Origin of the sequence: Aegicerativicinus sediminis, assembly GCF_015476115.1 — a bacterium.
GTDB lineage: Bacteria > Bacteroidota > Bacteroidia > Flavobacteriales > Flavobacteriaceae > Aegicerativicinus > Aegicerativicinus sediminis.
Genome location: NZ_CP064295.1, coordinates 622,947 through 647,652 on the forward strand (window position 1 = coordinate 622,947; position 24,706 = coordinate 647,652).

Genomic DNA, 24,706 nt, shown 5'->3' on the forward strand with positions numbered 1-24,706 from the left:
TTATGATAAAAATTAACCTAACACCCCCTATTTTTTAGGAGGTATCGATTAATTTTCTATAGTTTTACGCCGTCTAAATCCTTAAAACTAACTTTTATGAAAAATTATTTAACCCTTTTATTATTGTTCTGTGGTTTATGTGTTTTTGCTCAAGAAGAGACTGAGACGGAAGAAACTCAAGAAAAGCCATTTTCAATATCAGGTAGTGTTGACGTATACTATCGAACCAATTTCAATGCTCCAAACGACAGAGTTTTTGGGGAAGATGGGTATTACGTTGCTCCTGGGTCATCTTTTGCCAATCTACCTGGTTTTGCTTTAGGTATGGCGAATGTAGTAGCTGCCTATGAAGGTGAAAAAGTTGGGTTCGTTGCTGATCTTGTGTTTGGTCCAAGAGGAACCGATGCAGTGTTTATGTCTCCAATGTATTCCCTAACAGGAAATATTGTAAACCAATTGTACGCTTATTGGAATGTCTCAGACAGTTTCACCCTTACAATAGGAAATTTCAATACATTTCTTGGTTACGAGGTCATTTCTCCGACTGCCAACTTTAACTATAGTACATCTTATTTATTCTCCTATGGCCCATTTAGCCACACTGGTTTAAAAGCTGACATCGCGCTTTCAGATGACTTTAGCCTGATGTTAGCAGTAATGAATCCTACTGATGCAACCGAATTCAACCCTACCGGAAAATACGCTTTCGGCGCACAATTAGGATTCTTTGGTCAGTACTTAAATTTTATTACTGATGATGGCGCATATGAAATTGATTTCACAGGTGGACTTGACATTACGGATAGCTTCTTTTTAGGCTTGAATGCTGCCTATTATGACAACGATGACACTGGTTTTGCCGGGATTGCTCTATACCCACAACTTGCCACTTCGGATAGTTTTAGTATAGGTTTAAGAGGTGAATACTTCGCTGAGCATGGTGATTTTGGAGCTATCGGCACGGGAGTTGAAGACTCTGACGTATTTGCCCTAACCTTAACCGGAAGCTATTCAATTAAGAACTTAACAATCAAACCAGAATTGAGAATAGATTCGGCATCAGACGATGCATTCATTACCGATTACGATGCATTTGATTCCTTTGAAACAGGAAAAAGCCTTAGCTCATTTGTTCTGGCAGCCATATATGCATTTTAACTAATTAACATAATCATGAAAAAAATCGAAGCAATTATTAGAAAATCAAAATTTTCAACTGTAAAGGAAGCCCTCCACAATGTTGGCGTTAACTTTTTCTCCTATTGGGATGTTACTGGATTAGGAAATGAGAAAGAGGGGCATGTTTATAGGGGTATCAGCTATAGCACTAGCGATATACAGAGACGCTACCTTTCAATTGTTGTTAATGATGATTTTGAGGAAGTCACCATTAAAACCATATTAGATTCTGCAGCCACTGGAGAGGTTGGGGACGGTAAAATATTCGTCTCTGATATAACAGATTGTTACAGAATTAGGACTGGTGAACGTGGAGGAGAAACATTAAAATAATCTAACTAAAATTTAAGAAACTAATTATGGAATTACTTACAACCAATAACGTATGGATGATGGTCTGTACGGGTCTTGTTTTCTTTATGCACCTTGGATTTGCATTTTTGGAAATTGGACTTACAAGACAAAAGAACACTATCAATATTTTATTTAAAAATGTTTTTATCATCACAGTTGGTCTTCTTCTTTATTGTTTAGTTGGATTCAACCTTATGTATCCTGGAGAATTTAATGGCTTTTTAGGATTTGCAGGATTCGGTTTAGAATCACCATTAACTGCTGAAGGAGCTTTAGATTTAGCTTATAATGAAGGCTATACTTACTGGACAGATTTCTTATTCCAAGGTATGTTTGCCGCAACCGCCGCGACTATAGTTTCCGGAGCCGTTGCAGAAAGAATAAAGATTGGTCCGTTCATGATTTTTACCATATTATATGTAGGCTTGGTTTACCCAATCGCCGGATCTTGGAAATGGGGTGGGGGATTTTTAGATTCTTTAGAAACACCTTTTTATGATTTTGCGGGTTCAACATTGGTTCACTCGGTTGGTGGATGGGCAGCTCTAGTAGCAATTTATCTATTGGGAGCTAGAATAGGAAAATTTAAAGATGGAAAACCACAGGCTATTCCAGGCCACAACATCCCACTAGCCACTGCAGGTGTATTAATACTTTGGTTAGGCTGGTTCGGGTTTAACGGCGGTTCAGTACTTTCTGCAGACCCTGCTCTTACATCTTTAACTCTTGTTACAACCTGTTTGGCAGCTGCTGCTGGTGGAGTTGTGTCTTTCATAACTTCTACCTTAATGTACAAAAACTATGACCTAACAATGTTTCTTAATGGTATCCTTGGTGGATTAGTTGGTATTACTGCAGGTGCCGATCAAATGAGCCCTACCGATGCAATTTTAATCGGTGCTATTGCAGGGGTAATTATTGTACTAGGAGTAGCTTTAGTTGACAAAATGAAATTAGACGATCCTGTTGGAGCTGTGGCAGTACACCTTATTTGTGGAATTTGGGGAACACTAGCCGTAGGCATCTTTGGATCTTTAGCAAGTGGAGCTCAATTTATGAGTCAACTAATAGGTGTTGCATCATATGCAGCAATTTGTATAGTAACTAGCTTCTTAATATTATTCATATTAAAAGTAACTATTGGAATCCGAGTTTCTGAGAGGGAAGAATTAGAAGGATTGGATCCACACGAACACGGAATGTCGGCCTATTCTGATTTCCGTTTAAATGAGCATTAATTTTATTTTTTAGATTGATTAGTTATGCAGGGCCGTTGGAGAATCTGATATCCAACGGCCCTCACTTTTTAAAAATTTTTTGATGTTAAAGATTTTCTTATAAATTTTATTATTTGTTCGGAAATTGTACCTTTGACCGCTCAATCTAAAGAGGATAGATTTGAACTGATTGCAACCTCTCGGTCCTTTGAAAAGGACATAAAAATGCTAAAGAACAGTGGTATTTCCCTTCTTGGCCGATCAGCGCAATATCTTCTTGAATAAAAATTAATATGTCATATTTTTTTACTTCAGAAAGTGTATCTGAAGGACACCCAGATAAAGTTGCAGATCAGATTAGCGACGCGCTTATTGATAACTTTTTGGCTTTTGATCCGGACTCTAAAGTAGCATGTGAAACTTTGGTCACCACTGGACAGGTAGTTTTAGCAGGTGAAGTAAAATCCAATACATACTTAGACGTTCAAAAAATTGCGAGAGATACCATCAATAAGATTGGGTATACCAAAGGAGAATACATGTTCGATGGTAATTCATGCGGTGTTTTATCAGCAATACACGAACAGTCTGAAGACATAAACAGAGGAGTTGATAGAGAAAGTCGGGAGCTTCAAGGTGCGGGAGACCAAGGTTTGATGTTCGGGTACGCCACCAATGAAACCGAAAATTATATGCCATTGGCATTAGATCTTTCACATAGAATCCTGAAGACTTTAGGAGATTTAAGGAGGGAAAATCTAGATATAACCTACCTTAGACCTGACTCAAAAAGTCAAGTTACGATTGAATACAGCGACGATAATATACCTCAAAGGATTGATTCAATTGTAATATCCACACAGCACGACCCATTTGATACTGATGATGCCATGTTAGCAAAAATTCGGAAGGATTTAGTTGATATTTTAATCCCGAGGGTTAAGGAAAGTTTACCATCCCATATTCAAGAATTATTTAAGGACGATATTACCTACCACATTAATCCTACTGGAAAATTTGTAATTGGTGGGCCTCATGGGGATACAGGATTAACAGGACGTAAAATCATAGTAGATACCTATGGCGGAAAAGGCGCTCATGGTGGTGGTGCGTTTTCTGGCAAAGATCCTAGTAAGGTCGACCGAAGTGCGGCTTATGCAACGAGGCATATAGCCAAAAATATGGTTGCAGCAGGCATTTGCGATGAAATTTTGGTTCAGGTAAGTTATGCTATTGGGGTTGTTGAGCCAACATCCATATTTGTAAACACTTATGGCACATGCCCATTCAATTTAACTGATTCTGAAATCGCCGGTAAAATAGAGGACATTTTCGATTTAAGGCCTTTTGCCATAGAGGATCGATTAAAACTTCGCCAACCGATTTATAGTGAAACAGCAGCATATGGACATATGGGAAGGATACCGGAAATTGTAACCAAAACATTTGAACAACCAAATGGTGAATCTAAATCTCTAGAAGTTGAATTATTTACTTGGGAAAAGTTGGATTATGTCGAAAAAATTAAAGAGGCCTTTGAAATTGAATAATCAAATAAATTTATCTTCTACCAATTCGATTATCCCTAAATTCCATCATTTTGGTTAAAATAATATCCTGGTATTCTTTTTTGGTTACCTGCTCACCCTTTTGAGGAATTTTAATAGTCAATTTCTCTTGTGGATTCAAGGTGAGCTTCGAACAAAGCATAGTTATATTGCCAGAATTAATTTCCAAAATTAATCCAGGAAGTCCCCAAAATTCGGAAGGACCGTGACTTACTGGAATTTGAGGAGTATACCAAGCTTCAACCTTCGTCAAAGCCATTTCTTCTTCAACAGAATCTGAATTTTGGGTTTGTTCGTTAGAGGCGGGTCTCAATTTATCCCATGAAAAAGAATACCATGTTAAATCATTTGTTGGAATTAAGGCTACTGCCTTAAAACACATATAGTTTCCTATCTTTTTTGTTTCTGAAGCCATGGTCCATTTTATCGGCTGCAACTCGTCCTTGACCAAAAATCGTTTACCATAAAATTCTTGTTCTTGAATTTGGGTATTTGTTTTAACATTTTTGTATTGATCACCAGCTGCAAAATTATTACCCCAAGAGTCTGTTGCACCTGAAACTGCATCTAGTCGTTCGTTCTCTTTATAAAAAGATTCTTCACGATTAAAGACAAGGGTAAACGTTTTTTCCAATCTATTTTTAAGACGTTCCTTTATTTGGTTTTTTTGGGCCTCACTCATGTTAGCACCAAAACTGCCTAGTTCTAGGGAAGATTTATACATGTAGATAGCTTCACCTTGAAAATCGTCCTGTTTTGATAGGACATCTGTTTTAAAGACTAGAATTACAGATATTATAAGACCTAATGGAAGTAATGTAAATTTCAATGCATTAAATTTATGTTTAATGAAATTAAAAAATAATTAAACATAATTAACGCTTTTACAAAAATATTAACAAAACGAGATCTTCAAAAGTAACGTCAGAATCGGTATAAAATGATTAATCCACGCCTCCTTTTCTTTGCGGTGACCTTTGCTCTGGCCATTTCATTTGCTCTCCTGTTCTTCGGCTTATCGGAAGAACACTTCTTTCCCTTGAGGTTTTTTCTGGGTCTTCAGATGCCATGTATGCCAGTATTGCAGTTAGGATAACATTTCGTTTTACATCCTCAAACACAATTTTGTCATAAGTATCTAAATTTGTATGCCAAGTGTAGTTACCATAAGACCAACTTAAAGAACTTAAGAAAAAGGCTGGAGCATTTGCAGCAATAAATGACGAATGATCAGAACCGCCACCGCTTGGCGATCCTGGAAATTCAGTTTCAATATTATTCTTTATTTCATCAGGCACGGCGTTTAACCACTTGCCTAAATAGGCATAAGAATTTAAGAAACCCGACCCATTGATTTTTTCAACACGACCAGTGCCGTTATCTTGGTTAAGGACCACTTGGACATTAGCCACAATTTCAGGATGATCTTCTACAAAGGCTCTAGATCCGTTCAAGCCTTGTTCTTCACTTCCCCAATGCCCTACCAAAATGGTGCGCTTTGGATTAGGATATAGTTTTTTTAGAATACGCATTGTTTCCATCATCACCAAAGTACCAGTTCCATTGTCAGTTGCTCCTGTTCCTCCATCCCATGAATCAAAATGGGCAGATAGAATAACAAATTCATTCGGTTTTTCTGTTCCTTCAATTTTACCAATAGTGTTGAAGTTTGGCACTATGCCCAAATCTTTAGATTCAGCGATAATTTTAATCACTGGTTTATCACCGTGTTCTGCCATTCTATACAACATACCATAATCTTCAACGGCTATGTTAATAGTTGGAATCTCCTTGGTACGAGCACTGAAGATCTTACTAGCTCCAAAAGCATTAGACCAATAAGATGTTGCAATTGCTGCTGCACCAGCTTTTTCCAAGCCTTCATAAATTGTTCTAAAATTATAACCTGTATTATTAAGACTTTGGCGCCAAACTCTTCTTAAAGAGTCCCGTTCCGTTTTCATCTTTTCAAAATCTTTCTCAACTGCATATTCTTCCCAATTTTCATCTGGACGACCAGTTGGCTCCTCCATAGAAGCCAAAACAATTTTACCTTTAATACTTGGCAACCAGCTATTAAAATCTGAAGAATTTTTAAATATTGGCATTATAACACATTCTGCAGTGATTCCCTTTTTGGGTGCCGCAGGACTCCACGCCAATTGGGTGGCATTCAAACTCTGAATTCTTGGCTCCAATAAATCTACGTGAGTAATACCGCGTTCCCATCCTCTCCATTCTCCCCATTTCTGATTTTCGGCTTGGATTCCCCAACTTGCATACTTTGCAACAGCCCAATCATTTGCTTGTTTCATTTGGGGTGTTCCCACCAATCGAGGACCAATATCATCCAAAAGTTCATGAGCAAGAATCTCTAGTTGTGAGTTATTTGTTGCTTCTTCAACAATTTTTTCTGCCATTTCCTCAGTCGATTGGGAAAAGGTAAAATTCAATGCTAAAACAGAAAATAAAATGGAAAGGAAAACAGTAGAATTTAATTTGAGCATATTAATTAAAATTTTGATGGTTATCTCCCAAAAATAAGTAAAAACGTACAGAAATTACCCTCTAATAAAGGCCTAAATCTCATAACGTAACCTGAAAGTTATATAGCGTGGTTGTATATAATATTCGGTCGCGCTAACGGAGATATTGCCCACATTACTATTGGCTTGGGAACGCGTATCTAATAAGTTAGTGGCATTTAGAATATATTCAAACTTCGCATCCTGATTATTCCTGTAAGACAAGGATGCATTCCAGAATTGAAAACTTCTTAAAGTTCCATTTTCATCACTAAAATTATTATAAGTATAATCAGTTCTAAAAGTTAACTTTTTCCATATATAGGCATCAAATTCAATGCTTGGTGCACTCGTGTAAAACTTTGTTCTTCTACTGCCTTGGTCGTTATCCTGAATTGTATAGGAATAGGAGATTTCAACATTTGGAGCGTCTCTGTAATTGGTCCTTAATTGTGCTCCATAAGTCTGGGTATAACTTTCATTTAGGGTTCTATTTCCCTGCACAAATTGGTTGAATTTAGAATAATTGAAATTACCATTTACTTGTGCCCTTATTTTTTTAAAAGTTCGTTGATAGCGACCACTCGCCGAAAAAGTTTCATCTGCAAATCCTGAATTAAAAGGTGAATTTAGCCTGACCACACTTTCAAAATCTGTAAGATTTCTAATCTGATCAATTCGTTTACTATAATTCAGTCGTCCAAATACATTTGTATAATTAAACATGTTGAAACTGTTGTAAAACAGATTCACGTTATGCGATACAGCATTCTCTAGGGTAGGATTACCGTAAGAAATAGAATTATAATTATTCAACACTAACCCTCGAGCCAGATTTGTGACATCAGTAAATTGATTTTGCATTGCATAGGAGAAGGCAATTTGTTCACTTTTCTTCACCTCCATACGGATATCAATATCTGGTAATATCCTAAAGAAATTATCTTGGTAGGCTTCACCATATTGTTCATTTTTTGTACTGTAGGCATGTGCAGAAATACCAGGATTAAACGTGAACATACCAGTCTTAAAACGGTAGTGCGTACCTATATAAATATCGCTAAATCGATAATCTATATCATTTTCGTTTAAACCATCATTTATCAGCGGGTCTGGATTATATACACTGCCGTCATCCAAAAATTGAAAAATGGTTGAATTAAATTGCTGTCGACTCAATATACTTCCAGCCGTAAAATTCAAATTACTTTTCTGATTCAACACATAATAATAATCCAACTTAGCATCTAACTGGTTAGATTTTACTCTTTTGTCTTGAGCGATATTGTAACCCGTTTGGTTAGGGTCAAGACCCAAGGCATTCGCAACATTCTCATAATCTTGAGTGCTTTCTAAAATAGCATTGTAAAACGGGTCTTCATCTTGAATTAGGTGTTGGGCTTCAAGTGCAAAAATGTTCTTTTCATTTAAAGTATAATAATAATTCAAATTTTGATTGATGCTGTATGGATCTGTTTCCTCAATTTGATCAGTGTTTCCAAGTATTGAAGAGAGCACCCCCCTATTTTGGGATTCCCTTGAAACGCGACCAACAACGTCATAATCTAATTGGTTATTACCATTAGGTTTATACTTTGCGCTAAGCTTCAACATCCCCAAATCGCTATTTTGAATGGTATTGCTATTAGTGGTCTCATCAGGTATTTGGAGTCCTGGATCAGTATAGGTTATACTGTTGTTTTCTTCCAATTCTGTTTGTGAATTAGAAAAAATTGCGAAACCGCTTATATCTAAGGTTGAAGTAGGAGAATAACTGAAATTGGCAGCTCCAAATTTAGTTTCTATCGCTTTGGCCCTATTATTTTGTAAAGTAAGAAACCCTAGGTTATTATTTCCCAAATTGATATTGGTACCACTTTGGCGACTGGGCATTCTAAAACCTCCAGTAAAGTTGAAATAATCTCTTCTGGTAAATGCAACTTCACCCAAGTTATTCATATCCCCTATAAAATTTATACTATATTTTGGATTATAATAAAAGAGTTTAGGTTGAATAAGGTATAAATCATCAGAGTTAGCAGCACCTGCACCAGCAGTAACATTTCCAAACCAGAAACTCTCTTTCCCCTTTTTCAATTTAATGTTGATTGCGACATTATCCCTGTTTTCGGTAACCCCACTTAACTGACCTACCTCAGCGAAATTTTTCAATACCTGCACTTTATCAACTGCATTGGATGGAATGTTTTTGGTAGCCAATTTAGAATCACCGTCAAAAAAATCCTTACCGTCTACCATAACTTTGGTAACAGCCCTACCTTCCACTTCAATTTGACCTTCGTCATTCACCTCAACTCCAGGCAGTTTTTTCAGTACATCCTCTAATTTTCTTTCCGTTCCATTTTTAAAAGAATCAGCATTATAAATTAAAGTATCTCCTTTTACACTAACGGGCATTTCATAGGTAAGCTCAACTTCGTCCAAGGAATTATCAACTTGCAAAGTAAAATCTTTCGTTAGGCTTTCTTCAATAGTTGAAACCTTTTCGGTATGTGTTTTCATACCAATATAACTTACTTGAATATTATAAGAAGAGTTCTTTGAAAGCGCTAGTTTATAGCGACCATCTTCGTTAGTAATTGCATAAGACTCCAAGGCCTCGGTAGATTCATTTATAGCAATAACATTTGCCAATTCCAAGGGATTTCCTAAGCTATCTTTAACAACCCCTTGCATACTAAGCTGGGAAAATGAATTAAAACTTATTAGGGTAAATATGATTATATAAATTAGTCGCATAATTTTTTTTGGTTGAATTAATAAAGTCTTAGCCTCTGTTTCCGCCTCTACCTCTGAACATTTCTCTCATTTCTTCAGTTTTCTGCTTAACGATTTCGGCATATTCCTGTTTTGTGACTTTTTCACCTCGTTTAGGGGCTTCTATTTTAACTTTACTGGCAGGGTTTAAGATTATCTTGGTACATAAAATGGTGGTTCTATCAGTACTTAATTCTAAAATAAGTCCAGGTAAACCCCAATATTCAGCGGGCCCCTGAGAAACTGGTATTTGAGGAGAATACCAAGCAGTAACTGTCATTGTTTTGGGTTCCTCTTTCTCAATTGATGAACTATCAGAAGCTGTATTATCTGAATTATTTCTTGAATCACGTCTTCTAAAATTCATGATATTTGAAGAATCAATCGCAACCTCAGCAGTTGCTTTAAAACAAGTATATTCACCAATTTTCTTGGTCTCAGTTCCCATTTTCCAGCTATATTTCGCTAAAGAATCCGTTATTAAAAACTGCTTGCCAAATAGCTCTTGCTCAATTAAAAGTTGATTTTCTTTTACATTTTTATACTGAGGCCCAGATGACATAGCCCCTCCCATCATTCGCCATCCGCCACCACCTTGACCGGGAGCATCCAATTTCTCTTCTTCAGCATAAACCGATTCAGTCCGATTGAAATTCAAAGTATACGATTTTTCAAACATGCTTTTCATGCGCTCCATAATTTGCTTCCTTCGTTCCTCAGACATTTCCCTGCCACCAAAATTTGGCATATCTACAGTGGTTTTAGAAAAATAGACAGCCTGCCCTTGAAAGTCTTGCGCCCAAGAAATTTTAGTGCCTAAACAGAAAATAAGAAATAAGGAAAAAAATGATGATAAGAATTTCATATCTAAAATGAATTAATAAGGATAATTATTAACTAGTGTGGTTTTTAGACTATGAAAACCTAAAATGGTAAATATTGGTTTTGTTAAAGTTATCTTAAATTATCCGCCGATTCTTATTTCGATCTCCTCACCCTTGCCTCGATTAGGAGCACGGCGCTCTTTCATTTCTTGCATTTTGTCTTCAAGGATTTCATCGTATTCCTTTTGGCTCACCTCTTTCCCTTTTTTCGGTTCATCAAGATTTATTTCCTTGTCAGGATTCAAAATAATTTTACTGCACATTATAGATTGGGTTCCATCATTTATCTCAAGGATTAAACCCGGCAATCCTTGAAACATTTCAGGGCCATGACTAACTGGTATTTGAGGGGTGTACCATGCTGTTACCGTAATAGATTTTTTAACCGGTTCTTGCTTATCTAAATCTTTATCTCCGTTAACACTAACTCCACCCTCAATCGTTTCAATTTCTTTTGTATAAGTTGCCTTAAAACAGGTATAGGTGCCTATATTTTTAGTTTCCTTACCCAATTCCCATTTTATAGGTGTTAAAGAATCCTTTACCAGAAAGATTTTGCCAAATAGATCATTTTGGTTAACATAACGCTCTTCCTTAATGTCTTTAAATAAGATATCAGCACCGCCTGCACTAAAAACCACAATTTGCATACCTGATGGTTGAGGTGGCGCCAAACTTTCCTCTTCTTTATATAAGGACACGTCTTTGTTAAAAGTTAGAATGAATGTTTTCTCAAATTGCTTTTGTAACATAGCCAACATTTTTTCCTGCATGTCCGAATTCACCTTGGTGCTGTCCATCTTAATATCGACTTTCCTTTTGGTCTTGTATGTTGCCATACCATTAAATTCTTGGGAGAAAGTCATGCCATAAATAAGGAATAAACTATAAAGTACTGCTCGTTTTAATTTCATTGATGATCGTATTAAATGTTATAAAATGATTTAACTGATTGTTTTAATTGATTGATTCGTTTCAAAAATACGGATTGATTATTTCCGTTTCCTGAAATGGCAATTTTCAAGTATGCTTGATAATGGTCTTTTACCAGGTCGACCTTTTTACAGTTTACTTCAAACTTCAAATTAGTTTCATTTGAAATTCTGGAAATAAGCTCAACAAGGTTTAAATCCTCAAGATTGCAATATTCATCAGCCGAATCTAAATCAAGACTTATCTTCAGATTTGTTAATCTAATTTCTTCCTCGGTTACAGATCGTTCTGTTGCAAAGAGTGAACCGCACAACATTGCTAAGACGATTATAAGAGTTTTCATATTTTGGATAATTTGATTGAACACTGCAAACTTGGAAATTATCAGAATTTAATTCAGTTAACTAGTGTTAACTAGTGTTAACCGGCTGACTTTTAATCAATACTTAACATTACTTTTGAAATGTGAAAGAAAAGAAGTTTCAATATATCCTATATTTAATCACTGCAGTTATTGTGGTCGTACTGGCAATTCAAGCCTATTGGAATTTGCAGAATTACAAGAATTTTAAACGGCAAATTCTAAATGATGTACAAATTAGTTTAGACAATGCAGTAGCATCCTACTATAATAATTTAGCAAAGAATTCAACTTTCGGTCTTACTTTTAAAGATAATGATGCGAGAAAAATTTTCAGCGAAAATGGATCTTTTGACAGTTTAATTAATGGTATTGATGCAAGCAAAACAAAAACCTTATTCATAGACAGTATTTCCAAAGCAAACATAGATGGTATAAAAATTTTTAAAGATGTAGAATCCGATACATTTTTCAACAATATTAAACATGACGTTTTAAGTGCAAAAAAAGGACTTCAATCTTCATCAAATGCTCACATATTATTGGGTGACACTTTAAAGGAACGAGAATTTAAAATCCTAACTTCCAAAATTGTAATAAGCATAACTAATGATTCGCTATCTCTAACCGAACTGGATACACTCTTAACAAATGAATTGAAACGTAAAGAATTAAAGGTGAATTATGTTTTGAATTTCAAAAATGCAAAGGGCACAGAAATTCACTTTCCAGATAAAGAGTTTTCTAGAGAAGCAATGAAAACTCAATCAAATTCAAATTTTCTTCCAAAAGACAGCGAATTAAAACTGTTTTTTACCAATCAAAATACGGTTATCTTCAGAAAAATGTTGACTGGTTTATTAATCTCAACATTACTTGTAATTTCTGTAATCGGTAGTCTTTTCTACCTCTTATACATCATTAAACACCAAAAACAATTAGCTGAAATAAAGAACGATTTAATCAGCAATATAACCCATGAATTTAAAACCCCAATTGCCACCATCAGTGCAGCAATTGAGGGTATCAAAAATTTTAACTCAGAAAATGACCCGGAAAAAACTGATCGATATTTGGATATGTCCAATCAACAATTGGGAAAACTCAATGTTATGGTTGAAAAATTATTGGAAACCGCCACATTAGATAGCGATAAACTTACCCTAGAACTTGAACCGGTTAATCTCAACATATTGTTGGAATCTTTAATCCGGCAGCATCAATTGGGTCAAGTAGAAAAGCAATTCAGCGCACAAATACCTTCAGAACAAATCGTTATAAATGCTGATCCATTTCATATTGAAAATGCAATTGGAAATATTATTGATAATGCAGTAAAATATGGAGGGAACAAAATAGAGATTCACCTATCAAAAAATGAACGCAATACAGTTATTGAAATCTCAGATTCTGGAACAAGCCTAACACCACAGCAGATGAACGCAATTTTTGAGAAGTTTTACAGAGTCGGAGAAGGCAATGTGCATAATGTAAAAGGATTTGGAATTGGGCTTTATTACACAAAAAAAATAATTGAAAAGCATCATGGAACTATAGATGCAACTAAAGGCAATGGAAAAACAATATTCAGAATAAACCTACCTCATGGCTGAGATGACGACCATTTTATTGGCAGAAGATGAACTTGCTTTAGGACAAATAATAAAAGAAAGCCTAGAGACGCGAGGTTTTAAGGTGGTTTATTGTGATAATGGTGAAAAGGCATTAGAACTCTTTAAAAGCCAAACCATAGATATATTAGTCTTGGATGTTATGATGCCGAAAAAAGACGGGTTCACCCTTGCCAAAGAAATAAGGTTGGAAGATGATAGCATTCCAATAATCTTTTTAACGGCAAAATCACAAACAAAAGATGTGGTGGAAGGTTTTAGCATAGGCGGCAACGATTATTTAAAAAAACCTTTTAGCATGGAGGAACTTATTGTAAGGATTAAAAACCTCCTGACAAGAAAAACCATTCAGCAAAATACCGAGGAAATTAATGTTGGCACCTACACCTTTAATTTTCCAAAGCAAATCTTAATCCAAGACAGTAAGGAACAATTACTCACACATAGGGAGGCGCATTTATTATTCCATTTGGTTAAGCAAAAAAATCAGGTTTTAGATCGCACATATATTTTAAACAAACTTTGGGGGAATGATGATTATTTCTCAGCAAGAAGTATGGATGTTTATATAACTAAACTCCGAAAAAAATTGATTGACGACCCAAATATTACAATATTAAATGTAAGGGGTTACGGTTACAAATTAATTTGCTGAACTCAGCCTCATTTCCGTACTTTATCCAACAAAGTATGAGAAGGTTTTTCTTTTTTATTGGTCTTTTTTATGGGTTCACATTGCTGGCGCAGCCTGAATTAGAGCATATAAACTCAATTCAAGTTTCAAATTACACACCAGTAGGTTTTTTAAATTCAGGAGATGAGTATGTCATAAATGGTTCAACTTTCACATTATTTTCAAATAAAGGTGAATTGCAATTTAGTAACATTGGTCTAGGTAATATTTCATCAGCAGACATTTTCAACCCGCTTAAGATTTTATTATTCTATTCCAATTTTAATACAGTTCTGTTATTAGATAATCGACTAACCGAAATTCAAAAAATCGACTTTAATACAATTTCTCCCTATCGCACAATTACACATGTTTCTTCAGCGGCCAAAAATAGTTTTTGGTATTTCAACCAAGAAAACCAAAGAGCTGAGCTATTTGACTATAGATCCAATACCGTGATTGCACAAACCTTACCAATTCAAGCCGAGGTGGTATCCATGGATAGCGATTACAATTATTGTTATCTATTGACAAAAGATTTTATCCTTTGCTATAACTATCAAGGAAGTTTGCTCAAAAAAATACCAAATAAAGACTATAACCAAATTGTAGCTCATAATGAGGAAATCTATCTGTCCAACGGGAAAGACATCGATATGGTTAAGGAAAATGAACCAATCAACTTGTCTTTAAAAATCAAGGATTTGTTAATAAAACGGTTTTACCTAACCGATGAAACCTTGTATATTTACGACGGTGAAAAACTTCACCAGTTCCAAATAAAATCTGAATAAAATGCATGTTGCCGTTGCGGGAAATATAGGTGCCGGTAAAACGACACTTACAAAATTATTGGCCAAACATTATAATTGGGAGGCTCAGTTAGAAGATGTTGTAGACAATCCTTATTTGGATGATTTTTACAACCAAATGGAACGATGGAGTTTTAACCTTCAGGTATATTTCCTTAACAGTCGTTTTAGGCAGATATTACAAATCCATAAAAGTGGCAGGGATATAATTCAGGATAGGACAATTTATGAGGATGCCTATATTTTTGCTCCAAACTTACATGCCATGGGTTTGATGACAAATCGGGATTTTGAAAATTACCGTACTCTTTTTGATTTAATGGAGTCTTTGGTAAAAGGACCCGATCTACTGATTTACTTAAGAAGTACTATACCAAATCTTGTAGCTCAAATACATAAGCGTGGAAGGGATTATGAAAATTCTATAAGCATTGATTACCTGAGCCGTTTAAATGAACGTTATGAAGCTTGGATTCATGGCTATGACAAAGGAAATTTATTGATTGTTGACGTAGACAATATAGATTTTGTCACCAAACCAGAAGATCTTGGTAACGTTATAAATAAAATTGATGCCGAAATCCATGGCCTCTTTTAAATTTTAGTAATTCACTAACATCTTTACCCGCCTTATTAGCCGTATTTTTACATAATCATATATGGCTAAACTCTACAATTCCGAATACTATCATCGTGATTTATCGTGGCTACGATTTAACCATCGTGTTTTACAGGAAGCTCAGGATAAAAGAAACCCCCTTTATGAAAGGATAAAATTTTTAGCAATCTTCTCCTCCAACTTAGATGAATTCTTCAAAGTTAGGGTCTCAGATATTAGACAGATAAAAGATATCGACAAACCTCTACGAAAAAAACTTATTACCAAACCCAACAAGGTTTTAAAGGAAATTAAAAGTCAGGTAGAAATTCAACAAAAAGAGTTTGGCAGAATTTTGAATGAGGAAATAATCCCCGAACTTAAGTTGAATGGGATTAATTTAATTGGCTATAGGGATTTTTCAGAATCACAGAAACAACAGGCAATCGACTATTTCAATAGTGTGCTAAAACCACACATTGATGTAGCGAAAAGCCACCATAGTTTTGACGAATCGGTCTTTGTTGAAAATGAAGCTTCTTATATAACCACCAAACTATCGAACAACCAATTTCAACTAGTAAAGATACCTGCTGAAGTTGATCGTTTTATTGTTTTCAATAAAGAGGGAAATGAATATTATATCACTTTTATTGACGATATAATTAAATACAATCTGTATCTAGAAAATGACGATAAAGATCTATTAAAATATTATGCAATAAAGATATCTCGAGATGCGGAGCTATATATAGAAGATGAATTATCAGGAAATTTAGCGGAAAAAATAAAGGCTTCATTACCTAAAAGAAATAAGGGCCAAGCCACTCGGATATTAATCGACGAAAGAATGCCTAATGCTTTTCAAAACAAATTGAAAAAGTCTTTAGATGTATATAACGCTGATATAATAATGGGTGGGACATACCATAACTTTAGGGATCTGTTTGGTTTTCCTAATCCGACGGAAACAAATTTATCATTCAAGGAATTACCCCCTTTAGAGCATCCACTTAGCCAATATCCCGAGAAAATTTTTGAAACAATAGAACAAAAGGATCAACTTTTACATTTTCCATATCAATCGTTTGAGCCGGTCATTCAATTAATAGAACAGGCAGCAGTCGATTCTACCGTGACAACTATAAAAATGACCATGTACCGTCTTGCTAAAGACAGCCGACTAAATCAGGCCATTGCAAGAGCGGCGGAAAATGGCAAAAAAGTTATAGTGTTTATTGAGGTTAAAGCCCGTTTTGATGAAAGTAACAATTTAAAATGGGGAGCTATATTTAAATCGAAAGGAGCGAAAGTTATCTATAGTTACCCTGGCATTAAAGTGCATTCCAAGATTTTATATATCGAGAAAAAGGTTGAAAGTGAAATAAAAGGCTTTTGTTACATAGGAACGGGAAATTTTAATGAAAATACAGCAAAACTATATACAGATTTTGGCCTGATGACCGCCCACAAAAAGATTGTTGCTGATTTAAATAAAGTCTTTTTGGTCTTGGAAGGCAAAATGATTGTTCCAAAGGCCAAAAAATTGTTGGTCTCTCCATTTTCGTTAAGATATCGCTTTATAGATATGGTAGAGAATGAAATTGCAATTGCCAAAACAGGAAAGAGAGCATACCTTATCCTCAAAATGAATAGTCTTCAAGATAAGGAAATGATTGATTTGCTTTATAAGGCGAATAACGCTGGAGTTAAAATTAAATTGATTATCAGGGGAATGTGCAGTTTGGTCCCAGGAATTGAGGGACAGAGCGAGCATATAGAAGTAATTAGCATTTTAGATAGGTTTTTGGAACATGGGCGGGTTTATATCTTTGGTAATGGTGGAAAAGAAAAACTGTTTATTGGTTCCGCAGATTGGATGACTAGAAACCTTTCCCATCGCATTGAAGTAGTAACACCCGTTTTAGATGCAGATCACAAAAAGACCATCCGGGATATTATTAATATCGAGCTATCTGATAATGTAAAGGCAAGAATCATTGACGAACATCAAAAAAACGAATATGTACAGAATAACTTAGAAGAGGTTCGTTCCCAGTTCTCTATTTACGATTATTTTTTGGCAGAGAAATAAATCCTTTTTCTAGGGCATGTGCAATTGCCGACTCGCTATCTTCAACCATTAGGACATCTGTAGTTTTATAATCTTCAATTAAACCTTTAACCCTCAACATTCGTTCTTCGTGATTAACTGATCTAAGATATATCGCCAATATTCGATCTGGGTGGGATTCTGCAATTTCAATATAAATATCAGGATCGTGTTCTCCACTATCGCCAATGAGAATGAACTTCATATCTGGATAGCTTTTCAGGATGTTTAGAATTTCCTTTTGTTTTTGCGGTTTTTCGGATTTTGAGTTTTTGGAAAAAGGATTGGGAAAATCCCTCAATAAAATTGGCCCCTTTGGAAAATTATTTTTTTTCAGAAAATATTCTAAATACCGGTACAAATTCCAAGGACTGTGACTAACATAAAAAATAGGATTCTTCTCTTTCCCAGATTTACCTCGGTGCAACAGGTGATAAAACTCAGGAGCCCCTTTTAACGGGGTTCTTTTAGATGGCCGTTTAAGCATGGTATTATAAATAACCCTCCACTTAAAAGTTGAAACCAAACCGGTGTGCAATATTGTATCATCAATATCTGAAATAACTCCATAAGAACAATCTTTGGATGGTATCAGCATTTCACCAGGAAATCTATTTCCATTTTGTATGTTTCTCTTAATATTTGGATCATCGTAAGAAGCTTCAAATTGTAACCAGCCCTCTTCATTGGTTAAATCAGCAATATCTCCAAACGGTTCATTCAATAAAAAATAACCTCTTTCACTAGAAACAACTTGAAAGATCTTGTTATTAGGCAACTTTATATTTAATGGTGTATTTTTAATTTCATCGGTTTCAAAACGCTTCCACGAATTTATTAACAGGTCCAACATCCCTTTTTGTTCTAAATCGATAGATTCATCCTCTAGGGCTCTACCTTTAATATATAAATGAGACCCAGTACCATAGGTCTGAAAAACTATAATTTGAAGTGGATCCTTTTTGAAAAGCGCCATGAAAACCTAATTTTTTTTAAAAATGCCAACTATCTGGCCACAAAAACATTATCGCCAAGCCAGCCAAAATGGATATCCCAAAAGAAATTCCTATCCATTTTCCAAATCTTCTAGAACCAATTGTGGCCGCCATAACTCCTTTAAAGGCCAAATTTGAAAGACTTGCCAATAATATTAATTTCCAACCTAAATCTGACTCTAAACGGTTTACTTTAATCAAATTTGAAAGACTCAAAGTAATTGCGTCAACATCGGTCAAACCACTAATTATTGAAATTACATAAAGTGCGTTATCCCCGAACTTATCTTTAGTAAAAGCAACAGCCAATAAGATAAACCCATATAATAGGCCAAAAATGAGTGCGCTTTTAAATTGTGCCGGGTTGTCTGGTTCAGGCATACTCTGATCCTTATTATCCTTATTCATGTAATAAAATAAGGCTATTGCAACCCCCGCCATTATTACAAATTCCAATGCAAGTGGGAGTACCATTACTGGTAATTTTTCGGGAATAATTACTCCCACTTCAACCATTACTCTTACTAAGGCAATTGCGGAAGCCACCGTGACCACAAATGCAGCCAATACTGCAATCTTTTCGGCATCCTTTGTTTTACGGGCATAGCTTACCGTAGTTGCCGTACTACTTATCAAACCACCAAGGATTCCGTTGGAAATAGAACCAACCTTTTTACCAACAAATTTATAGATGAAATACCCAGCTATACTGATACCAACGATTAGGGTAACCATCAACCAGATGTTTCTAGGATTTAACACATCGTAAGGGCCGTATGTTTGGTCTGGAAGAATTGGCAATATTACTAGCGAGATGGCAGCAAATGTCATGATTGCAGCCAAATCTTTAGCCTTTAAGCGTTCAATAAAATCATGCAAGCGCTCTTTTGCATAAAGAAGAACGGCCATAGTTCCTCCCATAATTACACCAAGAACCTTGCTTCCCAACACTAAATAGGCTCCAATGGCAAACATTAACAAAGCAGCGACCTCTGTAGTTTGACCAATATCTGCTTTGGTTTCAAATTTTAATTTAACCACGTTTGCAGTGACAAGAAGAGCGGCAACACTTAAGCCAATTGCTGGTAAAATATATGGGTTGTCATATTCACGGGTTAAAAACCCTGATATTACGCCTAAAACTGAAATAAGAGTAAATGTCCTTACTCCAGCCATGGCATTATCTGAATGTTGACGCTGAAGACCCACCAACATTCCAAGTCCAAAGGCAATTGCCAAGGTGATTATATCATTATAATCCATAATAAAACCAAATTACAAAATTCGGTCATAAAAAAACCGCATATAATATGCGGTTTTTAACTCTATCAATATTTAAAGTATTGAAATTACTTTTGAATTTCTACCTTTTCAATAATGGTTTCAATCTCTTCTGATCCAGAATCTGATTTAGCCTCTTCTTCAAATTCTTGAAGTTGCTTTTTTACTTCAGTTTCAGATCCATTAAATGTTTTAGTTTCAATTACCTCTTCACCATTAATCTTTTTGGTAAAAGTAACCTTAGCTGTTACATTATCAGCGTCGTTAGCCTCAACGGTAACATTCATTTCTTTAGTAGTCTTTTCAGTATTAGAAACGGCATCCCCCAAGATTAGAGTTTTCAATGAATTACCACCAAGTACAGGTGCAATAACTAAACCTACCAAACAGGTTAATTTAATTAAAATGTTCATTGATGGTCCTGAAGTATCTTTAAAAGGATCCCCTACTGTATCTCCAGTTACTGCTGCTTTGTGTGCGTCAGAACCTTTATAAACCATATTTCCTTCAATCATAACACCAGACTCAAAAGACTTTTTAGCATTATCCCAAGCACCACCAGCATTGTTTTGGAAAATTGCCCACATAACACCCGATACACAAACACCAGCCATATAACCTCCAAGAGGTTCAGCACCAAAAACAAAGCCTACGAATACAGGAGTTAATATGGTAATTAAACCAGGTAACACCATTTCCTTAAGAGCTGCTTTAGTAGAAATATCAACACATTTAGCATATTCTGGCTTACCTGTTCCTTCCATAATTCCAGGAATTTCTCGGAACTGCCTCCTTACTTCCTTAACCATTTCCATTGCAGCTTTACCAACAGATTCCATTGCCAAGGCAGAAAAAATAACCGGAATCATACCTCCTACAAACAACATTGCTAAAACATCTGCTTTGAAGATATTAATACCATCTATACCGGTAAATGTTACATAAGCTGCAAACAAAGCAAGAGCGGTAAGCGCTGCCGATGCAATTGCAAATCCTTTACCAATAGCAGCTGTCGTATTACCGACAGAATCAAGGATATCTGTACGCTCCCTAACCAATGGATCTAATTCACTCATCTCTGCTACCCCACCTGCGTTATCCGCAATAGGACCAAAGGCATCGATTGCCAACTGCATAGCTGTAGTCGCCATCATAGCAGAAGCAGCAATTGCCACACCGTAAAAACCAGCTAACTCATAGGAACCAAAAATTGCAACGGCAAAAAGCAATACAGAAAAGAAAGTTGATTTCATACCAATTGCCAATCCAGCAATGATATTAGTTGCTGAACCAGTAGAACTATTGCGTACGATACTAGAAACAGGCTTTTTTCCTAAGGCTGTATAATGTTCTGTTACGGTAGCAATTAAAGCACCTACAGAAAGACCGATCAAGGTTGCCCAGAAGACATTTATATTTGAAATTACTTTATAACCTTCACCAAAAAAGCTCATGGTTAAAGTATCAGGTAACATATATTTTATTAATACATAACTTGAAATTAAGGTAAGGATAATTGCCGTCCAATTACCATAATCCAAAGCCTTTTGAACTTGGGCCTCCTTTGCTTCATTTGAAGAAATTCTTACGAAGAAGGTACCAATGATAGATGCAATAATGCCAACTCCTGCAATTACAATTGGTAGGAGGATGGGACCCATTCCATTAAATTCTTCTATAACAATTCCATTATTAGCCATATCCTTTATGATGTAGTTACCTAACACCATTGATGCCAATACCGTTGCCACATAGGAACCGAACAAATCAGCACCCATACCGGCAACATCTCCTACGTTATCCCCAACGTTATCGGCAATTGTTGCAGGGTTTCTTGGATCGTCCTCAGGAATTCCCGCTTCAACTTTCCCAACCAAATCCGCACCAACGTCAGCGGCTTTTGTATAAATACCACCACCAACTCTTGCAAACAAAGCAATAGATTCAGCACCAAGAGAAAATCCTGCTAACGCTTCCAAGGCCATAGTCATTTCCTCATAAAATTCTCCTTCTCCAGTAAGAAACATTTTCATGAACAAGAAGAAAAATAAGCTAAGTCCTAATACGGCCAATCCTGCAACACCAAGACCCATTACTGTTCCTCCACCAAAGGAAACTTTCAAAGCTTGTGGCAATGACGTTTTAGCAGCTTCTGCAGTTCTGGCATTCGCCTCTGTTGCAACACGCATCCCTATATTTCCAGCAAGTGCTGAGAAGATTGCTCCAAATATAAATGCCACTATAATAATCCAATGTGTGGTTGGAACAAAGTAAGAAATTGCGAATAGCGCAATTGAAGCCAACACTACAAAGCCAGTTAGCAATTTATATTCAGCATTCAAGAAAGCTAATGCGCCTTCTTTGATTGCTGTGGAAATGGTTTGCATCTTTTCATTTCCAGGGGCTTGCTTTTTTACCCAAGCCATTTTCACGAACATAAAAAGTAGTCCAAAAATTGCCAATACCATTGGCACAAAAATCATGTTTGCTTCCATTCTAAATCAATTGTTTTTAAGCTGCGCAAAAGTAGTAATTATAAACTGATTTAAAAAAGGGGTATAGCCAAAGTTTAAAGACTTATTTAATGCCTTTGAAAAAGGCTAAAATTGAACTTACTTATAAATACAGAATTTCTAATATTCAACCAGAAGAAAATACATCTGAAATTATTATTCCAAATAATCATATTTAATAAGATTAAGTATTATTATGTTAATTTTCAGTTGTTTATATTTTTATTTAGTAATTTATTTTTGAATTAAAAAAGAGATTATTTTTGATTGAATTTTCAGATGCAGATTACCCAAATCGGCTATGAACGTTTTGTCCTTAAAACTTGATTTTTTAAAATTATACTTATTGTTCTGAATGATTCATCCACACACTGAACTTAGATTCATTAACGAAGAAATTGGTCATGGAGTCGTTGCAACTAAATTTATCCCCGCTGGCACAATCACTTGGGTGCACGACAAACTAGACCGCACCTTCACAAAAGAGGAATACAATGCGATGGCCCCATTGTATAAAACTATCTTAGATACTTATACATTTAGAAATAATTCTGGTAAATATGTTTTATGCTGGGATCATGGCCGTTACGTTAACCACAGTTTTAAATCTAATTGTTTGAGTACAGCATACGATTTTGAAATTGCCATACGAGATATTCATCCCGGAGAACAACTTACGGATGATTATGGCTACTTAAATATAGCTGAACCATTTCGCGGAATTGATGAGGGCACAAAACGCAAAGTTGTTTATCCGGACGACCTATTGAGATATTATAGGGTTTGGGATCAAAAAATAGAAAAAGCCTTACCAAAATTAAATAAGGTTGAGCAACCCCTTAAAGGTCTATTAGAAGATGGACTTTGGGAAACCCTTGAAAAAATAATTGGAGGAAAAGAGCCTATGGCTTCAATTTTAAGCAATTATTTTCACCAAGAATAAACGAATTGGAGTATAGAGAATCCCATAAAAGCACGTTTCAGTGAATCTTTATAATTAGTTTTGCCAAAACTTTGAAATGAAAAAATTTCTCATTGGTCTTTTAATTATCATAACTCTTTTTATCATTTTATTGTATTGGTCATTAAACAGCACACCAAAAGATTATAAAAAGGGCGATATAATTGGGGTAGAAAGCCTTGATAAAATTGACTTCCAAAAAACAGATTCGGTATTAATTGCAGCAAGTACTTTATATAAGGGAGATATGCTGAAAGAAATTATGCAAGGGGAGCATTACCGTGCAGCTTGGGAAACTCCTGTAAAAGTACCTGTTGTTTTTTTAGATTCTCTTAAAGGCGGACTTACTCCCGTGAAGGAAGGTGGCGGAATGCAGACTCATTCCTTAAAAGTATTAGATAAGGATGGCATATTGTATACTTTTAGAAGCATTAACAAAGATCCAGAACCACTCGTTCCTGATGTTGCAAAAACACTGGGAATGGAAAATATTATAATAGATGGGATCTCTGCCCAACATCCTTATGCAGCTATTGTGGTTGCAAGACTCGCTAATGAAATTGATATACTTCATACCCACCCACAAGCAGTATTCGTCCCTAAACAAAAGGCCTTAGGCAAATATGATGATGAGTATGGAAATGCACTGTATTTATTTGAATATGAAACAGAAGGCGATAAAAATTGGACTCAATTCTCTAATGTAAAGGAACTCGTAGACACTAAGGACCTACAGGAAATTAAAGCAGAAGGCAAAAAACAAATCACCTTCGATCAAAATATGCTCGTTCGCTCACGTCTTTTCGATATGATTATTGGCGACTGGGATAGACATGCTGAGCAATGGGGCTGGGCTCTTCAGGAAAATGATACGCTTATAAATGCCATACCGATTCCTTCAGATAGAGATAATGCCTTTTTTCATTTGGATGGTATAATTCCGAGCATAATTTCTAATGAAAAAGTGAAACCAGAATTGCGTTCATTTGAAGAAACTATTGACCATATGCCAGGCTTAGTTAAGCGATTCGACCGTTACTTTTTGTTACATGTACCTATGGACGTTTTTATGAAAGAAGCTAAAAACATACAAGAAAATTTAACGGATGACGCTATTGCAAAAGCTTTTAATGTTTGGCCAAAAGAATTATATAATTTAGATGGTGAGAGCATAATTGCTAAAATTAAATCTAGACGTGACAATATTTTAAGATATGCCGAAGATTTTAAAAACTCCATTGACAAACAGGGCGAGCTTTCGGAGCCAATAATGGGATCTGAAGAATTAGAACTTCCCGAAAATGTATTTAGATGTTTTGATTGCAATTAA

At 35.6% G+C, this 24,706-nt stretch carries 20 protein-coding genes; 11 read left to right on the forward strand and 9 right to left on the reverse strand.

Annotated features, from left to right (window positions below):
* Positions 1 to 96: 96 nt before the first annotated feature.
* The 4 genes from ISU00_RS02780 to metK all read left to right on the forward strand — a co-directional run bounded on the left by ISU00_RS02780 (position 97) and on the right by metK (position 4,300).
* Positions 97 to 1,158, forward strand: a complete 1,062-nt coding sequence (locus ISU00_RS02780; protein ID WP_228852516.1) for an outer membrane beta-barrel protein — start codon at positions 97 to 99, stop codon at positions 1,156 to 1,158.
* 15 nt (positions 1,159 to 1,173) lie between these two features.
* Entirely contained in the window at positions 1,174 to 1,512 is a 339-nt protein-coding gene (locus tag ISU00_RS02785; protein WP_228852517.1) for a P-II family nitrogen regulator, read from the forward strand.
* Between the two features lie 26 nt (positions 1,513 to 1,538).
* Complete coding sequence (locus ISU00_RS02790) at positions 1,539 to 2,771, forward strand: ammonium transporter (protein ID WP_228852518.1); 1,233 nt, start codon at positions 1,539 to 1,541, stop codon at positions 2,769 to 2,771.
* A 272-nt stretch (positions 2,772 to 3,043) separates the two neighbouring features.
* On the forward strand, positions 3,044 to 4,300 hold the full coding sequence (gene metK, locus ISU00_RS02795) for a methionine adenosyltransferase (protein WP_228852519.1): 1,257 nt from the start codon (positions 3,044 to 3,046) through the stop codon (positions 4,298 to 4,300).
* 10 nt (positions 4,301 to 4,310) lie between these two features.
* On the opposite strand, the gene ISU00_RS02800 is transcribed toward metK, so the two are convergent.
* The 6 genes from ISU00_RS02800 to ISU00_RS02825 form a co-directional block, all read right to left on the reverse strand.
* Positions 4,311 to 5,147 (reverse strand): GLPGLI family protein, encoded by an 837-nt coding sequence (locus ISU00_RS02800; protein WP_228852520.1) that lies wholly within the window; start codon positions 5,145 to 5,147, stop codon positions 4,311 to 4,313.
* Positions 5,148 to 5,262: 115 nt separating this feature from the next.
* Complete coding sequence (locus ISU00_RS02805) at positions 5,263 to 6,825, reverse strand: M20/M25/M40 family metallo-hydrolase (RefSeq protein WP_228852521.1); 1,563 nt, start codon at positions 6,823 to 6,825, stop codon at positions 5,263 to 5,265.
* A gap of 72 nt (positions 6,826 to 6,897) precedes the next feature.
* Positions 6,898 to 9,603 (reverse strand): TonB-dependent receptor, encoded by a 2,706-nt coding sequence (locus ISU00_RS02810; RefSeq protein WP_228852522.1) that lies wholly within the window; start codon positions 9,601 to 9,603, stop codon positions 6,898 to 6,900.
* A gap of 28 nt (positions 9,604 to 9,631) precedes the next feature.
* Complete coding sequence (locus ISU00_RS02815; protein ID WP_228852523.1) at positions 9,632 to 10,486, reverse strand: GLPGLI family protein; 855 nt, start codon at positions 10,484 to 10,486, stop codon at positions 9,632 to 9,634.
* A 99-nt stretch (positions 10,487 to 10,585) separates the two neighbouring features.
* Positions 10,586 to 11,419, reverse strand: a complete 834-nt coding sequence (locus ISU00_RS02820) for a GLPGLI family protein (protein WP_228852524.1) — start codon at positions 11,417 to 11,419, stop codon at positions 10,586 to 10,588.
* An 11-nt stretch (positions 11,420 to 11,430) separates the two neighbouring features.
* On the reverse strand, positions 11,431 to 11,781 hold the full coding sequence (locus ISU00_RS02825; RefSeq protein ID WP_228852525.1) for a hypothetical protein: 351 nt from the start codon (positions 11,779 to 11,781) through the stop codon (positions 11,431 to 11,433).
* Positions 11,782 to 11,903: 122 nt separating this feature from the next.
* Here ISU00_RS02825 and ISU00_RS02830 point away from each other — a divergent pair, with 122 nt between their 5' ends.
* The 5 genes from ISU00_RS02830 to ppk1 all read left to right on the forward strand — a co-directional run bounded on the left by ISU00_RS02830 (position 11,904) and on the right by ppk1 (position 17,608).
* A complete protein-coding gene (locus ISU00_RS02830) occupies positions 11,904 to 13,412 on the forward strand; it encodes a sensor histidine kinase (RefSeq protein ID WP_228852526.1) in 1,509 nt (502 codons plus the stop codon).
* Positions 13,405 to 14,085 (forward strand): response regulator transcription factor, encoded by a 681-nt coding sequence (locus ISU00_RS02835; RefSeq protein ID WP_228852527.1) that lies wholly within the window; start codon positions 13,405 to 13,407, stop codon positions 14,083 to 14,085. The genes ISU00_RS02830 and ISU00_RS02835 overlap by 8 nt, the downstream gene beginning before the upstream one ends.
* 35 nt (positions 14,086 to 14,120) lie before the next feature.
* A complete protein-coding gene (locus tag ISU00_RS02840; RefSeq protein WP_228852528.1) occupies positions 14,121 to 14,897 on the forward strand; it encodes a hypothetical protein in 777 nt (258 codons plus the stop codon).
* 1 nt (position 14,898) lies between these two features.
* Positions 14,899 to 15,513 carry a deoxynucleoside kinase gene (locus tag ISU00_RS02845; RefSeq protein WP_228852529.1) on the forward strand — a complete coding sequence of 205 codons (615 nt, stop codon included), beginning with the start codon at positions 14,899 to 14,901 and terminating at the stop codon, positions 15,511 to 15,513.
* 61 nt (positions 15,514 to 15,574) lie between these two features.
* Entirely contained in the window at positions 15,575 to 17,608 is a 2,034-nt protein-coding gene (gene ppk1 / locus ISU00_RS02850; RefSeq protein ID WP_228852530.1) for a polyphosphate kinase 1, read from the forward strand.
* Here the strand turns inward: ppk1 and ISU00_RS02855 are convergent.
* From ISU00_RS02855 to ISU00_RS02865, 3 genes are all read right to left on the reverse strand, one after another.
* Entirely contained in the window at positions 17,577 to 18,602 is a 1,026-nt protein-coding gene (locus tag ISU00_RS02855) for an App1 family protein (RefSeq protein ID WP_228852531.1), read from the reverse strand. The genes ppk1 and ISU00_RS02855 overlap by 32 nt on opposite strands.
* A 16-nt stretch (positions 18,603 to 18,618) precedes the next feature.
* The gene (locus tag ISU00_RS02860) at positions 18,619 to 19,884 is read right to left on the reverse strand and encodes an MgtC/SapB family protein (RefSeq protein WP_228852532.1); all 1,266 of its coding nucleotides are present in this window, start codon (positions 19,882 to 19,884) and stop codon (positions 18,619 to 18,621) included.
* Between the two features lie 86 nt (positions 19,885 to 19,970).
* Complete coding sequence (locus ISU00_RS02865; RefSeq protein ID WP_228852533.1) at positions 19,971 to 22,397, reverse strand: sodium-translocating pyrophosphatase; 2,427 nt, start codon at positions 22,395 to 22,397, stop codon at positions 19,971 to 19,973.
* 373 nt (positions 22,398 to 22,770) lie between these two features.
* Between ISU00_RS02865 and ISU00_RS02870 the strand changes: the two genes are divergently transcribed.
* Together ISU00_RS02870 and ISU00_RS02875 are read left to right on the forward strand one after the other, a co-directional pair.
* Positions 22,771 to 23,358 carry an SET domain-containing protein gene (locus ISU00_RS02870; RefSeq protein ID WP_228852534.1) on the forward strand — a complete coding sequence of 196 codons (588 nt, stop codon included), beginning with the start codon at positions 22,771 to 22,773 and terminating at the stop codon, positions 23,356 to 23,358.
* A gap of 76 nt (positions 23,359 to 23,434) precedes the next feature.
* Positions 23,435 to 24,706, forward strand: coding sequence for a hypothetical protein (locus ISU00_RS02875; RefSeq protein ID WP_228852535.1), 1,272 nt, complete (start codon positions 23,435 to 23,437; stop codon positions 24,704 to 24,706).